The 14,592-nt window shown below is 40.6% G+C and carries 15 protein-coding genes; 3 read left to right on the forward strand and 12 right to left on the reverse strand.

The window, feature by feature from the left end:
* Positions 1–187: 187 nt before the first annotated feature.
* Together rfaD and lpxM are read left to right on the forward strand one after the other, a co-directional pair.
* On the forward strand, positions 188–1,129 hold the full coding sequence (gene rfaD / locus AB4585_RS10825) for an ADP-glyceromanno-heptose 6-epimerase (RefSeq protein ID WP_372155730.1): 942 nt from the start codon (positions 188–190) through the stop codon (positions 1,127–1,129).
* 75 nt (positions 1,130–1,204) lie between these two features.
* A complete protein-coding gene (gene lpxM, locus AB4585_RS10830) occupies positions 1,205–2,158 on the forward strand; it encodes a lauroyl-Kdo(2)-lipid IV(A) myristoyltransferase (RefSeq protein WP_102394571.1) in 954 nt (317 codons plus the stop codon).
* A 50-nt stretch (positions 2,159–2,208) separates the two neighbouring features.
* Here lpxM and AB4585_RS10835 read toward each other — a convergent pair whose 3' ends face one another.
* The 5 genes from AB4585_RS10835 to AB4585_RS10855 are packed head-to-tail and all read right to left on the reverse strand — an operon-like array spanning position 2,209 to position 6,716.
* Positions 2,209–3,096 carry a lipopolysaccharide biosynthesis protein gene (locus AB4585_RS10835; protein ID WP_372155732.1) on the reverse strand — a complete coding sequence of 296 codons (888 nt, stop codon included), beginning with the start codon at positions 3,094–3,096 and terminating at the stop codon, positions 2,209–2,211.
* Positions 3,086–4,042, reverse strand: coding sequence for a glycosyltransferase (locus tag AB4585_RS10840; protein ID WP_372155742.1), 957 nt, complete (start codon positions 4,040–4,042; stop codon positions 3,086–3,088). The genes AB4585_RS10835 and AB4585_RS10840 overlap by 11 nt, the downstream gene beginning before the upstream one ends.
* Positions 4,043–4,060: 18 nt before the next feature.
* The gene (coaD, locus tag AB4585_RS10845; RefSeq protein WP_122046770.1) at positions 4,061–4,549 is read right to left on the reverse strand and encodes a pantetheine-phosphate adenylyltransferase; all 489 of its coding nucleotides are present in this window, start codon (positions 4,547–4,549) and stop codon (positions 4,061–4,063) included.
* Between the two features lie 9 nt (positions 4,550–4,558).
* Positions 4,559–5,623 carry a glycosyltransferase family 9 protein gene (locus AB4585_RS10850; RefSeq protein ID WP_372155733.1) on the reverse strand — a complete coding sequence of 355 codons (1,065 nt, stop codon included), beginning with the start codon at positions 5,621–5,623 and terminating at the stop codon, positions 4,559–4,561.
* A complete protein-coding gene (locus AB4585_RS10855) occupies positions 5,616–6,716 on the reverse strand; it encodes a glycosyltransferase family 9 protein (RefSeq protein ID WP_372155734.1) in 1,101 nt (366 codons plus the stop codon). The genes AB4585_RS10850 and AB4585_RS10855 overlap by 8 nt, the downstream gene beginning before the upstream one ends.
* A 71-nt stretch (positions 6,717–6,787) precedes the next feature.
* Between AB4585_RS10855 and AB4585_RS10860 the strand changes: the two genes are divergently transcribed.
* Positions 6,788–7,510, forward strand: coding sequence for a 3-deoxy-D-manno-octulosonic acid kinase (locus AB4585_RS10860; protein ID WP_102394576.1), 723 nt, complete (start codon positions 6,788–6,790; stop codon positions 7,508–7,510).
* Between the two features lies 1 nt (position 7,511).
* Here the strand turns inward: AB4585_RS10860 and AB4585_RS10865 are convergent, their stop codons facing one another.
* The 7 genes from AB4585_RS10865 to mutM all read right to left on the reverse strand — a co-directional run bounded on the left by AB4585_RS10865 (position 7,512) and on the right by mutM (position 14,592).
* A complete protein-coding gene (locus AB4585_RS10865) occupies positions 7,512–8,405 on the reverse strand; it encodes a hypothetical protein (RefSeq protein ID WP_372155735.1) in 894 nt (297 codons plus the stop codon).
* A 3-nt stretch (positions 8,406–8,408) separates the two neighbouring features.
* On the reverse strand, positions 8,409–9,149 hold the full coding sequence (locus AB4585_RS10870) for a glycosyltransferase family 25 protein (protein WP_102394578.1): 741 nt from the start codon (positions 9,147–9,149) through the stop codon (positions 8,409–8,411).
* Complete coding sequence (gene waaA / locus AB4585_RS10875) at positions 9,146–10,465, reverse strand: lipid IV(A) 3-deoxy-D-manno-octulosonic acid transferase (RefSeq protein ID WP_372155736.1); 1,320 nt, start codon at positions 10,463–10,465, stop codon at positions 9,146–9,148. The genes AB4585_RS10870 and waaA overlap by 4 nt, the downstream gene beginning before the upstream one ends.
* Before the next feature lie 13 nt (positions 10,466–10,478).
* Positions 10,479–11,534 carry a lipopolysaccharide heptosyltransferase II gene (waaF, locus tag AB4585_RS10880; protein ID WP_372155737.1) on the reverse strand — a complete coding sequence of 352 codons (1,056 nt, stop codon included), beginning with the start codon at positions 11,532–11,534 and terminating at the stop codon, positions 10,479–10,481.
* Entirely contained in the window at positions 11,531–12,481 is a 951-nt protein-coding gene (locus tag AB4585_RS10885; RefSeq protein WP_372155739.1) for a glycosyl transferase family 90, read from the reverse strand. The genes waaF and AB4585_RS10885 overlap by 4 nt, the downstream gene beginning before the upstream one ends.
* Positions 12,478–13,593 carry an O-antigen ligase family protein gene (locus tag AB4585_RS10890; RefSeq protein ID WP_372155740.1) on the reverse strand — a complete coding sequence of 372 codons (1,116 nt, stop codon included), beginning with the start codon at positions 13,591–13,593 and terminating at the stop codon, positions 12,478–12,480. Before AB4585_RS10890 ends, AB4585_RS10885 begins: the two co-directional genes overlap by 4 nt.
* 189 nt (positions 13,594–13,782) lie before the next feature.
* Positions 13,783–14,592 carry a bifunctional DNA-formamidopyrimidine glycosylase/DNA-(apurinic or apyrimidinic site) lyase gene (gene mutM, locus AB4585_RS10895; RefSeq protein WP_372169808.1) on the reverse strand — a complete coding sequence of 270 codons (810 nt, stop codon included), beginning with the start codon at positions 14,590–14,592 and terminating at the stop codon, positions 13,783–13,785.

The following is a 14,592-nucleotide window of genomic DNA, read 5'->3' on the forward strand; positions in this document are numbered from 1 at the left end:
GCTTAAGGTTCTGTCTATGTATCACAACTAGTTTCATCACAAGCTCCTAATTAATGGGAAATCCCTCAAAATACTCTGACGGTTAAATATAGTGACAAGACTATGTTAAAGAATTATTCCGCTAGCTCGCTTCGTTTGTTCCTTGCTATACTCGTGTGAGTTTGTATTCAAAAAAGTAGGAAGAAATATGATTATCGTAACTGGTGGTGCAGGCATGATTGGCAGCAATATTGTTAAGGCGCTCAATGAAGCAGGCCACAACGATATTCTAGTTGTCGACAACTTAAAAGATGGCAAAAAATTTAAGAACCTGGTTGACCTAGATATCACCGATTACATGGATCGTGATGACTTTCTAACTCAAGTGATGGCTGGTGATGATTTCGGTCACATTGAGGCTGTTTTCCATGAAGGTGCATGCTCTGCAACCACCGAGTGGGATGGCAAATACATGATGCTCAACAACTATGAATATTCTAAAGAGTTACTACATTACTGTATCGAGCGTGAGATCCCCTTCTTGTATGCTTCTTCTGCTGCCACTTATGGTGAAACCGATACTTTTATCGAAGAGCCGCAGTACGAAGGCGCGCTAAACGTATACGGTTATTCAAAACAGCAATTTGATAACTATGTGCGTCGCTTAACTGCAGATGCAGCCGCGCACAACGAAACGCTTTCTCAAATCACTGGTTTTCGATACTTCAATGTCTACGGCCCACGTGAACAGCACAAAGGCAGCATGGCTTCTGTCGCTTTCCACCTAAACAATCAAATGAACGCAGGTGAAAACCCGAAATTATTCGCAGGAAGCGAAACCTTCAAGCGTGATTTTGTGTATGTGGGTGATGTCGCAGCGGTAAAGCTGTGGTTCTTAGAAAACGGTGTTTCAGGTATTTTCAACCTAGGCACCGGCAATGCTGAGTCGTTTGAAGAAGTCGCAAAAGCAGTAATCACACACCATGGTAAAGGCGAGATTGAAACGATTCCTTTCCCCGAGCATTTGAAAGGTGCTTACCAAGAGTTCACCCAAGCTGACTTGACCAAGCTTCGTAATGCAGGTTGCGATATTCAATTTAAATCGGTTGCTGAAGGCGTCAGCGAGTACATGCAGTCAGTTAATCGCTAGATTACACTCTCCCGAAAACAAGCTAACGGTATACTGTTAGCTTGTTCAATCTATATCGCCAGTTAAAGGTTTACAGTGACAACTCAACGCGACGACTACGATCCTAAAGCATACAACCCTAAATTCACCAGTGCGTTTTTATCACCAAAACACTGGGGAACTTGGCTCGGGCTATGCCTATGCCTGCCCATTTCTTTGCTGCCAAACTCGATTCGAGTAGCCATAGCAAAATTCGTGGCGACAAAAATGACGAAGAAGCAACGTGGATCAGTACAAAAGGCACGTATAAACCTCGCGCTTTGTTTTCCAGAAAAGTCTGTTCAAGAGCGTGAAACTATTCTAACCAATTGCCTAACAACTGCTGGTGCCTTTTTACTTGGTTTTCCTGCCATATCATTACGCAGTAAACGTTGGCTTGAAAAACACTCAGAAATCATTGGATTAGAACACTTACAGCAGCTGCAAAAAGACAATCAAAGTGCTATTTTGCTCGTACCTCACTCTTGGTGCATCGACATTCCGGCTATCCTTTTAGCTTCAAGAGGCTTACCCGTTTCTGCGATGGCAAATAGCCAGAAAAACCCTCTGACCGATTGGCTCATGCACAAGCAAAGAGTTCAGTATGGCGGGCGAGTTTATGATCGCAGTGGCGGTATTAAACCTTTTATCAAATCAGTCAAAGATGGCTACTTGGGATATTACCTGCCAGATCAAGACCATGGCCCAGAGCAAAGTGTATTCTCAGACTTCTTTGCGACTGAAAAAGCAACCTTACCTGGACTTGGAAAACTAGCAAAAGTAAGCCGAGCGAAGATCGTTCCAACCTTTGCCAACTATAATATTGAGACGGGTAAATACGAAATTGAAATCAAAGCACCCATTGAGCTATCCGGCGATGAACATCAAGACGCTAGGGCAATGAATGAAGTCGTTGAAGGTTTTGTTAACCCTAGACCTGAACAGTACATGTGGATTTTAAAGTTGTTAAAAACACGCAGGAATGGACAAGATCCATATGTGGGTTATTAACCTACACGTAGACATATCGATTCTATTGATTAGTTAGAAGTTCTAACTAATCATTCACCATTGTCCGTTAGTAGCTTGTGATAAAAACCATCAACAGTGTAATCTTCAAGCTTAATCAAAACTGATTCGTCAAACTCGCTAGAAATAAAGCCTTCAATATTACCAGTAAGTTCATTTAGACAGTCAAATATAAGAAAGTTATCTTTTGAGTATAAAGGGTGATTATAAAGACTCGTATTATTCGTTATAACTTTCTTTCTGGCGTACAACGCCTCTTTAACCCTCATTGTATCAGACGTCTGTCCATCAAGAACCATTTCCAATACACATTTGGTATTGAGCATCACGGTTAGGTATTCAACATAGGAATAAGACGGTTTCTTGTCAAAAACAATAAAATTGCACTTAAAACCATCTAATGCATCTTTTATTTTCTGAACCTTTTCTTTCCTTCCTTTATCCATGCCGACAAAAGAAACATCGAAATCAGATGTTCTTTCTATCTCACCGATGATTTTTAGTTGAGGCATAGGTAGGTAAATATGCTTAAAGTCATACTTTGCTGCATCACCTTCATCAAAAGTATATGTTTCAAAACCTTTTAGGTGATGGTTCAGGCTTCCATCTGTGACATTTCTAAAAACAATCACCTTCCTCCCGTCAATCTTTGATATCGACTTTATATCTCTCAGAGAATCGGTGGTGAATATTACATCGAAGCCATTTAGTGCCTTTATTTTTCGTCTTATGATCGCTCCATAAGCCTCATGATAATGTTTTTTACTATAGAAAAATAAAAAGGAAACTAATTTAACTAGCCACTTACTTAGGAAAATATGATGCTTTTCATAATCAGACGATAGGACGTCAATTTCTAGTTTTTCATACTGTTGCTTATAGCCTACAAAAACCAGTTTCGGTTTCAATTTATCGTTCATAAGGCAACCTTTTAAAAGACTCGACAATACTTCCTAATGCACTATTGGCTTTACTACCTTCAACTACCTTCTCGTAATAACTAACATACGCTGCAGCCATGACATTGGCATTGAATTGATCTCTCGCGTATTCATTACAACGAGCTGAATCATAGGTGTCAGAATTTAAGATCCCTTCTACGAGCTCTTGTTCACAGCTCGATAAAAGACCTACCTCACTAGAAACTAACTCCGGCAGTGAGCCATAGGGTGTACCAAACACTGGACAACCAAAATACAAACTTTCTGTAATCGCTAAGCCAAACGGTTCATGCCAAGTCACGGGGAATATCAGACCTTTTGACTGAGTCATGATCTGAGATTTCGTTGTATCGTCCACCATCCCTAAAAAACGAACATGACGATCTAGCGTTAACCTAAAACCCATTTTTAGGTTCAATCGATGGCCGCCCAAGACATCAAGCTGCTGGCCAGCTTTCTTGGTAATATCAATGGCACCTTGAACATTTTTAACTCGCCACGCCGCTTTCCCAAGAAAATGGAAACGTTCACGTTTTAAGTTAAAGTTAGGCTTTTGGTAGTTGTCCCAATTCAAGCCATTGTAAACATAAGCTTGTGCACCATGATTTTTTGCATGCTGAGAAGAAACAAAGACGGTATTAGGGTCAATAGGACCGTCTGAATTACCATGCTGCGTTAAAATGTATGGATAAGAGATAGGCTCAAGATCAGAGTGGAAATGCACAACATCAATATCATTTGGAAGCTGACTTTGCAGTGGTACATTCGGTTGATATTCTATGACTCTCGCCCAAGCACACTTTGTTCCTTTGCCAGCAAGCAGCGTCACTCGGTGCCCGGCAAGATGCAAAGCATAAACTAAGTCCCAAATGACTCGTTCGGTTCCACCATAATTCACCACAGGTAACGTGGCTCTTGTATACATTAAAATATTCATAATAACTTAATTTTTAAAAGCTTTTACTTTAGCGACAACAGCTTGATGAACACACTCTGGAACAAATTGCTCTATTTCTCCACCATGAATAGCGACTTCACGAACCAATGTTGATGATAAAAAAGCAAACTCTTCTGAAGGTGTCAAAAACAGGCTCTCTAGTTCTGGTTTTAATCGACGATACATTGTCGTCAAACCAAATTCATACTCAAAGTCCATTGTTGTTCTTAAGCCACGCACCAAAATTGAGGCATTTTGCTCGGTCGCAAAATCAACCAGCAAGCCGCTAAAACCCTCGACGGAGACATTAGGTAATTCATGGCAAGTTTCTCGCAATAAGGCCACCCGCTCATCTAAGCTAAATAAGGTGGCTTTACTTGGGCTCTCTGCGACACCAATGACAAGCTTTTCAAACATACATGCGGCACGTTTAATTAAGTCATAGTGGCCGTTAGTCACTGGATCAAAAGTACCTGGGTATATTGCTATTTTCATGACATTCCTTTATTCACTGGATGTTTTCTTGTTTTTCAATCGGCCTAATACACGGTCTAGCTGCTCAATCACCGATTCTGTAGAAATAAGAGCCATAAGATCTTTTCCTTTTACTCGGGTTCCCCATGGAAGCTCGTCAACCGCTTTACCGTGTTGCTCTTCAGCAACCTGTTCATACACAGAAACCACACTGTCTAAACTATGATAAGGCCCTGTTCGTATTGGGTTACTGTGTGCATACAAACCAATCACGGGGACACATTGAGTCGTCGCAATGTGTGCAGGCCCTGAATCAGGAGCGATCACAACACTGGATTTACCAATCACTGCGGTAAGCTGCTTTAACGAGGTTGAGCCTACTAAGTTAATACAAGGTGATGTCATGTACTGGGATATATTGTCGGTTAAATTGCGCTCTCTATCCGTTGGAGCACCACAAAAAACCACCTTAAAGCCTAACTGATAGGCATAATCGGCGACAGCGGCATAGCGCTCAACTAACCAGTTTCTCTCATCTTTACTCGCGGCAGGGCTAATAACAATATACGGCTCATGCGCAAGCTCCATCGATAGTCTTTGATCTTCATCAGACAAAGCAAGATCCCATGTCGGCACCTGTTTGGGACATCCCAAAAAGTAAGCAAATTCAGAGAAATTATCTAACACATGAAATGCGTCCGTTTTTGGCAGCTTGCGATTAGTAAAGAGCCACTGCCCCTCTTTGGCACGTGTCCAACTAAAACCAAGTTTTACTTTTGCATTTATTCCTAACGTTAACAGACTGGCTCTTAGTGCAACTTGCATATGCAGCAAATAATCAAACCGAGTTGAACGCAGAGTTCCCCATACTTCTTTCATTCCTTTTAAGCCGCGTTTTTTATCAAACACAACAACTTGAATTCCAGATATATCACCAAGCAATTGAGCTTCGACTTTTCCCATCACCCACGTGATCTGACATTCTGGATAAGTAGATTGAATCAGTTGCACCACAGAAAGGGCATGACAAACGTCACCAATAGCAGATAAACGCAGAATACAAATAGATTTTGGAGCAGAAAGAGCGTTATTCATTGATCGGTTCCAATGGCATCATTTCTAGGACAGCAGAAACAACGTTATCTGGCTTGATATCTTGAAGGCATGGCGAATAGACATCATCGCTAATTTGACATCTGTTTTTATAACAAGGGACGCAGTTACGTTCAGATTGCACAAGTCTAATATTGGCGACTCTTTGGGAGCTAACACCATTGCTGTATAAATTGTTCGTTACAACAATTGGCTCTTCATATGGCCAAGGTGACCACATGCTTGCTGGCGCCACACTAATAATAGATACAATTGGGATAGAGTAACCTGACGCGAGGTGACCCGGACCACTATCAGGTCCAACAAAACCATCACTGTGTTTAATTAATACAGAGGTTTGAGCCAATGTTAATTCCCCCAAAACACTGACCAACTGATTCGACTCAGGAACTTGGCTAATGATTTGTTCCACAATGGTCTCGTCTCGTTCTAATTTAGCGCCAGATAAGACAATATTATAACCTGCAGATATCAGACGATTGATGACTTCAACCCAATACGAGACTGGCCACTGCTTAATTTCGTTGGAGGATGGCGCATGCACAACAATGTAGTTTGAGGGCAATTTCTGTTGAACCGCTGAAGGTAATAACTCTTCGGGAGATACAAGCCGTGCAATACAATTAACATCTATGGTATCCAGCATACGAGCAACGCGACTCATTTTATGCTCAAAGCGATGCTGTTCTTTAATGTAATGAGTATAAATTAATTTTTTAACCCATGCTCCAGAAAGCGATTCATCAATTGCACCCAGTCTTTTCTTGCCAAAGATAAAACTATAGATAGCGGTTCTATCATTAAGCATTTCATTGATGACTAAATCATATCGACCATGCGCTTTTAAAATCCGGTAATAGTCCTTAATTGATGCTCTTGGCGGAATTTCAACTAAAGAGTCAACGTCTGGATTGGTACCAAAAACCATCTCCCCTCTAGCATTAACTAAAACATCTATTGTGGCGGTCGGAAACGCTTTTCTCAGACTATGGGTAAAAGCAGAGATCAACAAACTATCACCAATGCAATGAGTGGCAACAACTAATATTTTTTGGTAACTACATGAATCGTTCATTAATCTGTTCGGCGTTTGATATACTGTTCTACCAAGTATGCCATAAACTCCCCAATACGAGACAGTGATTCATGTTTACAACAAAGCAAATCCATAAAACAACGTACTGGTATAACCCTAAGTTACTCACCGAAGACGTTGAATTGGCTTTTTCTGTGGATTATTGGAAGGCGAATCAAGCAATACTGGGGCACGCTCAAGGTAGAGGAACAACATGGTTTGTTAAGGGAGAAAAAAGCGATTTCGCTCTTCGACATTATCATCGCGGCGGCTTGTTTGGAAAGCTAGTTAGAGACAGCTATTTATTTACTGGATTAGAGAGCTCACGAGCATACCAAGAGCTAATGTTACTTGAGCTTCTAGCTACACATAAAGTTAATGTCCCGACACCCGTTGCTGCGAAAGTTTCGCAAGAAGGGCTCATTTACAAAGCCGACATTTTAATTGAAAAGATTTCCGACGCAGAAGACTTAGTAAAGATATTGTCGAACAAAAAACTATCCGATTCCCATTTCAACGATATAGGTCATCAAATTCGAAAAATGCACGATGCCGGGGTCAATCATACCGACCTCAATATCCATAACATTCTCGTTGATAAAGCCGGCAAGGTTTGGATTATCGATTTTGATAAATGCCTAACGCAGACAGGCAGCAACTGGAAAGAGAGTAATTTAAAGCGACTTAAGCGTTCATTCGAAAAAGAAGTTCGATTAGGAAGGATTGATGCTCAGCACTTTGATTTTTCACAAATTGAACAAGGGTACAAAGTTAGTACCCTTGAGAGTCTATGATTTATTCTTCTTTCAAACCAAATAACTTACGAAGTTTCTTTTTCTTTTTATAGATATGCCCTCGAATCACTTCAGCAAGAGGGCGCTTGAAGGACACTTCTGTAGCTAAGCGTATTTGCTCTTCAAATGGTTTATCTCCATGTTCTTCAAAGAACTGTTCCAACACCGTTCTCGCCCAGTCTTTTCGTCCACTCGTTGAATAATGATTGAGCCAAGCTTTCGCTGGTTCAATATTCACCTGTGTAGAGAGCGCTTCAGATAACGCAAACTGCTCTAAAGTGTGTGCCTCACACCCTTCTTGACGTAACGCTTGAATCAACACATCGGCATAATCAAAAGCCGATGTGTGTTTTCCTGTAATACCAATGACTGCCGACGCCCACATAACTGAGTCTGGATTGGTGCGGTAGACACTGCCATCCATAAGTTCTATATCTCTATCTCTGATATGTGCATACTCATTGGTGCTTGGCAAAGTATTGATGTTTACTTCTGAGCAAAACAGTAACGCGTTTTTATCCGATATAGAGTCGAAGTAAACGTTTGTTGGCACGTTAAAGTACGTATCTGTATCTAGAAAAAGCAGTTTATCTTCAGGACTCAACTCTAAATTATCACAAAGATATTTTAAGCCGCGGTTCTTGATTCTAAAGTGATAAGTATTGTCTAGACTCCATTCAGCCTTTTGATCAGGCGATATCGGAAACACTTTAATTAGCATATTAGCGAAGTGCTCAGGCTCTTCCGCTAGAACAGAAATTTCAGGCCGAGTTCCATTTGCCTCAACCCAATTGGCTAAAAAAGACAAAATGCAAAACCTTGCGCCTTGATAGTAAGTTCTATCATTGCCATAAATGACAAATGTTAAGTGTTTTCTAGCCAATTCTGATTTCATAATTTAGTACTTCGTAATATTTTTAAAAAGTGCTTTGTGCTTGCTGCTGACATGGCTTCGAACATGAGTTCGGTATCCCTCTTTAAACCAACTTCTAACCGTCGCATAAAGCCCTGAAGTTCTACCACTCAACTCACTATCAAATGCACCGGTTTTACTGCCCTGACGAACCAAAGGTGGGTGTGTCCAAAAAATATTGTACTCTAATGTCGTTCGTTCATTACCAATATAACCATCAATAGGTGCGTCGGTTATATTGTTTTCCATATGCTCTACCATTGCGCGAGCAAAACTAAGGTCATAAAGCAAACCACCAGTAAGCTTGTTCGTTTTACACAAGTACAGGTGCTGATTTGGTACTCTTACTGATGCAGGTACTAAGCTCGACGCCTCTTCAATATTTACAAGATACTTTTCTTCACCAGCAAGCTCGCTTTGGAAAGCTTCTAGTTGCTCAATAAAATCGCTATTTAAAAAAGCATCATCTTCTAACACTAATACTTGTGGAATTTGTTCTTCTACGACTTTTTTCATCACTAAGTAGTGCTTATAAAAGCAAGACTTCTCAGGGAGTCTCAGTGAATCGTCAAAAAAACCATTTCTAACGTCATCAGATAGATCATCGATATCACCAGCTAACATATATTCGTAATCAGTGATGCCCACTTCTGGCAGGTGCTTATCTATATGTTTTCTACGTTCTTCGTAGCCTTTGCTTACATGAATAACAAAAGTTTTGATCATGGTGATGTCTCAATATTGGTTGACTGATTATTGGTGGCTGAATGATGTATCAATTGGAGTGTTTGTTGTAACGCACCTTGATTCTGTTGAACTATACCATAGCCTATTCGCCCTTTTTCAATTAACTCTTTAGGCTTGGATAATGCACTGATCATTTGTAAAGCAAGCTCATTCTCATCGGCTACAACAGACAGTGCGCTCGAGTCGATCAATTGATTCGCCAGGTCTGCAAAATTGAAATAGCTCGGCCCTGTTAAGCAGTATTTTTGAAGCAGCGCAGGTTCGATGAAGTTATGCCCTCCTACTTTCTTTCCAAGTAGGCTTCCTCCCATAAAAACAAGATCGCTCGCAGAAAGCATAACCATAAGCTCTCCCATCGTATCCCCCAAGTAGACGTCGACATCGAGCGGTAACTCGTCAACAACTTCGGTTCGACGAACCAAAACTAAGCCTTGGCTTTTGGCCAATTCAGCAACTGAATCAAACCGTTCAGGGTGACGAGGTACTATCACTAAGAGTAATTTTGGCAGTTCTCTTTTGGCTTGTTGATAAGCTCTAAATATTTGTTCATCTTCGCCCGCATGAGTGCTCGCGGCGACAACAATCTGCCTACCCTGCCCCAAAATATCTTTAAGATGCTCGCCTTGTGCGATTACATTATTATCAATCGACACATCGTACTTAATTGACCCTGTGACAATGACTTTTTCGCTCGGCGCACCTAGTAACTCAAATCGAGATTTATCATCAGAGTGTACCGTCAATATTAAACTTAACTTAGAAATTGTCGGATAAATTAACGAACTCATTTTTTGATAATTACTGGCTGATTTTTCTGATAATCGTCCATTGACTAATATCATCGGAATATCATTTTTAGCAACGGTGTTAATGGTGTTCGGCCATAATTCCGTTTCAATAATGAGCATGTTGTCTGGCTGAATGCGGTTGATAAAACGTTGAACACAACAACTAAAATCAATAGGCATATAACGGTGGCTAATCGAACCGCTCATCTTTTCTACCTGCTCAGCGCCTGTACTCGTTGTTGTAGTGATCAGTATTCTTTTATCTGGGTTTTGTATCGCCAGTTGTTCAACTAACTTCTTACTCGCCAGCACTTCCCCTACTGAAACGGCATGAATCCAAATCACACCCGATTGTCTATTCTTAATAGGCGGTGTAAATCCGAAATGCTCTTTCCAGCGATGACCAAAAGGCGGCTTGTTTGCTTTGGAGCGATATAAGCCCCAAAGCAGAATAGGGCTAACAAGGAAAAGTAGCGCAGTATAGGCCAAACGAACGACGATGCTCATATAACGACCTTATTTATATTTTGCCTTGAGAAATAACATCAAACTGCTCAATAGCACTAATGACTCTACTCGGCATTAACTCAGTTAGGCACTTTAGGTGCTGCTTGGGACAAGTTCGTTCAAAGCAAGGTCGGCACTCAATATCGGTATTGATGATCGCCAGTTTGTTCGTTAGCGGAGGCGTATATTTAGGTGAACTAGAGCCATAAACAGCCACGACATTACAGCCCACCGCGGCGGCTACATGCATCAGCCCAGAATCATTGCTAACGACAGTACGACAAGCCCCGATCAAGTCTACAGCCTGAATTAAGCTCGTATCTCCAGCTAAATTGAAGCAATACTGCTGCATATTAACAGGGACTTGTTCGATTATCTTTTGGGTTACTTCTCGATCTTTAGCCGAGCCAAACAACCACACTTGGTAACCTTGCTTTATCATCGCTGTCGCTGCTGTTGCAAAGTGATTATCAGGCCAACGTTTCGCAGGGCCAAACTCAGCACCAGGACATAAACCAAGGACAGGCCTTTGATTGTTTAAACCAAATTGCTCCATAGCCTTTTGTTGGCTGGAGTCAACAACTTGTAGGCTTGGAAAAGGTAATGATGACAATTCACCTAAACAACCACTACCCGTCATTTCAGCTTTAGGGTGCGCTAACGCTACATATCGCTCTAACATGTATTGAAACGCTTTTTTATTGGTTCTAACGTCATTAAGCAAACCAAAACGCATTTCACCTTTCCAGCCAACTCGTTCAGGAACGCGTGCAAACAGGGGAATTAAAGCTGATTTCGCGGAGTTAGGTAATACGTACGCTTTATCGTACTGTACTTCCCTCAACGATTTGCCGATCTTATAACGAGATTTCAGATCAAATTGCCCATGCCCTAGTGGCATTTCAAGAGCTTGATTGACTTGTGGCATTCTTTCCAAAATAGACTTACACCATGCTGGCGCTAAAACATCAATTTTTGCGTCAGGATACTGTCTTTGCAACTCGATATATAAGCCTTGAGACATCACCATGTCTCCAACCCATGACGGGCCAATAATCAGAATTTTCATTTGTCTTGCTCGTTAATAGCGTGTTCGTTAATAGCTTGGCCAGATAGTCTAAAATATTCTTGAAGTGTTTTAATGCAAACCAATTTTTCTAGTTGTTCATCCTGGAAAGGAGCAAGGTATTTATGCGCATTCTTGATCATCTGTTCAGACTCTTTAGGGTTGTCTAAATAGTATTGAATTTTTTGCTCAAAATCCGACCAGTCATCCTTCACCTCTACATAGTGTATGCCTGGCTGCAAAGTGCCTTCCATAAACCACGTTTCAAATTTCATTTTTGGAGTAACGACAAGCGAGTTTGAAGACATTGCCCATTTCAAATTTGATGCAACATCGTTCCCTTCAAGGCAAATAATGAATTTGTACTGAAGCTGATCTTCTACTGTCATAAATGGCTGTTGCCACTCTGGGTTTTGCTCTGAAGTATTCGATTGACCAGCATTCATCAGTGGATGACCATACAGAGCTTCCATAAAACGAATTCTATGTGGTTGAGTCACAGCACCACGAAACACGGCCATATTTTTTTTATCAGCAAAGCTTAAACTATCATTTACGAATCGAAAATGACGACGCTTATCTAACTTGAAGAGTACAGATTTACTATTGTTCCCATTAACCGGACGAGCTTTAAATAAAGTTGGAACTGGCTCGATATGTGTTTCATCACCAAAGTAGTAACTGAAACGAAAGTACTTTGGAAAATAATAAAGAAACTCTTTAAGATCAAAGTAATAAGATGTGTAACCCTTTCGAGAATAATTCTTAATTTCGCAATTTAAACTAGCCTTATCAAAGTCACCGAGCCCTTTTACGTAATAATTTACTCTGCTTTTTATATAATCAGCTTGATCGGAATATGACTTTTCCAGCTTTTCAAACTGTTTTGAAAAATACAGACTAGGTGCGATAGAGAGCAAGGCATGTTTTAAATAATAAAATATCTTCATAGTTTCTCTTTATATTTTATTTTTGCATAATGAACTAAAGTTCCGGTGACAATTAAATATACAACGAGAGCATCGCCATTTCTAAAAGGTGAATCTGTTAAACTGGCCACAGCGTAGTGGATAGAAGGCAAGCTAAACAACCAAAATAAGTCGGGATACTTTCTCAGCCCCAAATATACTGGATAGAAAATAAAGAACAAAAAGATACTTAAACCTATAATTCCAGAGCGCGCTAGTTTATCAATATAGTTATTGTGTAAATGCCCTTCTGAAATATAGCTATAAGCCATAGGTGTATACCCAGGTATATTCTCTTCAATATGCTCTCGATTAAATGATCCATGCCCTAATATAGGACTACTTTCAAAAAGTTCAATGCCAGCTTGATACATCTGCAATCTGAGACCTATTGATGAATTGAGGTCACCTTGTTCAATTTCGCTGATCTCCTTCCATGTCTGGTCGTAACGCTCGACAATAGCCTCTTTAGAGAAAAAAACAGCACCAAAACACAAAGTTAACGATAGTAATATGATTTTTATGCTTATTTTTCTTTGGTAAAGTAGAATTAAGCCTATTACGATATATAGAATTCCACCCCCTAAAATAACCCCTCTAGATTGCGTTAAGATCAAAGAAAAACCGGAAATAATCGCACTTAAAACTAACATCCAGGCGATTTTACCTTTGAACTTTGTCAATAATGCCCCTACTGAAAGCATGGATATTAAACCTTGATGTGTTGCTAGCGGGATTGGATTAGTTGGCCAAAATATTCGCTCGGTCGGATAAATAAAAAAGTACCAACATGACAAAGCTAAACATGCCAAAGCCGCACTAAAAAGTAAATATTGAGATAGCTTTGCATTGAGAAGTTGCTTTTGAGGGAGCAAGCACAAGAGTACAGTAGTAACAAGGAAACCTCTCAATTCTTGAGAACTGGCGCCATAAGTAACATAGCCTATTACAGTAAATATCCCAGTAAATAGAGTTCCCCATAGCCAAACATTACTTTTAAAGTTGGACTTAATCTGGAACAAGCCATAAGTAAATATATGAACAATAGCGGCAGCCAAAACCAAAGCTACCAAAGGTTTGTTGCCCTGAGGCATCCAAATAATACCTATAGCTAACCATAGGTAAGGAATTAGTAACAGAGATCTAGAGATAGACTCTGCCTTTAGAAATGAAGACAACATAATTCCAAAGTAATAATAAAAATAGTTCCGGCAATTTTATCAGATAAAGTGCTATAGACACAGCTTCAAGTGATATCAACCTTTGTATTGAGGGCTACACATCTATAGCTGACAACTAGAGCAAAAAAACGTGTTCCTCTGCCCTATTTTTAGCTCTTGAATCAGAGCTTCACAATTAGGGCACTTTTCGCCTGCTTTTCCATAAACTTGTAGCTCTTGTGCGAAGTATCCTGGTTTACCATCTGCTTGAGCGAAGTCTTTTAGTGTAGTGCCACCTTGTTTAATAGCAGTAGCAAGTACTTGTTTGATCTCTTGGGTTAACAAGACCCACTCTTCTTTTGTGACTTTGCTTGCAGGGCGCAAAGGATTAATACGTGAAGAAAATAGCGCTTCATTGGCGTAGATATTTCCCACTCCCACCACCACTTTGTTGTCCATAATGAACTGTTTGACGGCAACTTTACGCTTTTCTGCTTTCTCAGCGATGTAATCAGCGTTAAAGTCGTCCGTTAACGGCTCAGGACCAGAACCGAGTAACACAGGGTGTGTTTCGTCGGGAGCAGACCACAGCCAAGCGCCAAAACGACGTGGATCGTTGTAGCGTAGTACTTTTCCATTAGTGAGCTTAAGATCCACGTGATCGTGCTTTGCTGCTGGGAAGTCAGCATCTAACACGCGCAGTGAGCCAGACATCCCAAGGTGAACAATGGCTGTTCCGGTATCAGTTTCTATCAATAGGTACTTAGCTCGGCGTGAAATAGAGCGAATCACCTGCCCTTCTAATCGCTTAAGTTCTTGAGGGATATCCCAACGCAATTTAGGCGTGCGAAAAGTAAGGGTTTTAATGGTCTCACCGACTAAATGAGGCGAGATCCCCATTCTGCTTACTTCGACTTCGGGTAATTCAGGCAT

The organism is Vibrio sp. 10N.222.49.C9 (genome assembly GCF_041474985.1).
Classification (GTDB): Bacteria; Pseudomonadota; Gammaproteobacteria; order Enterobacterales; family Vibrionaceae; genus Vibrio; species Vibrio crassostreae_C.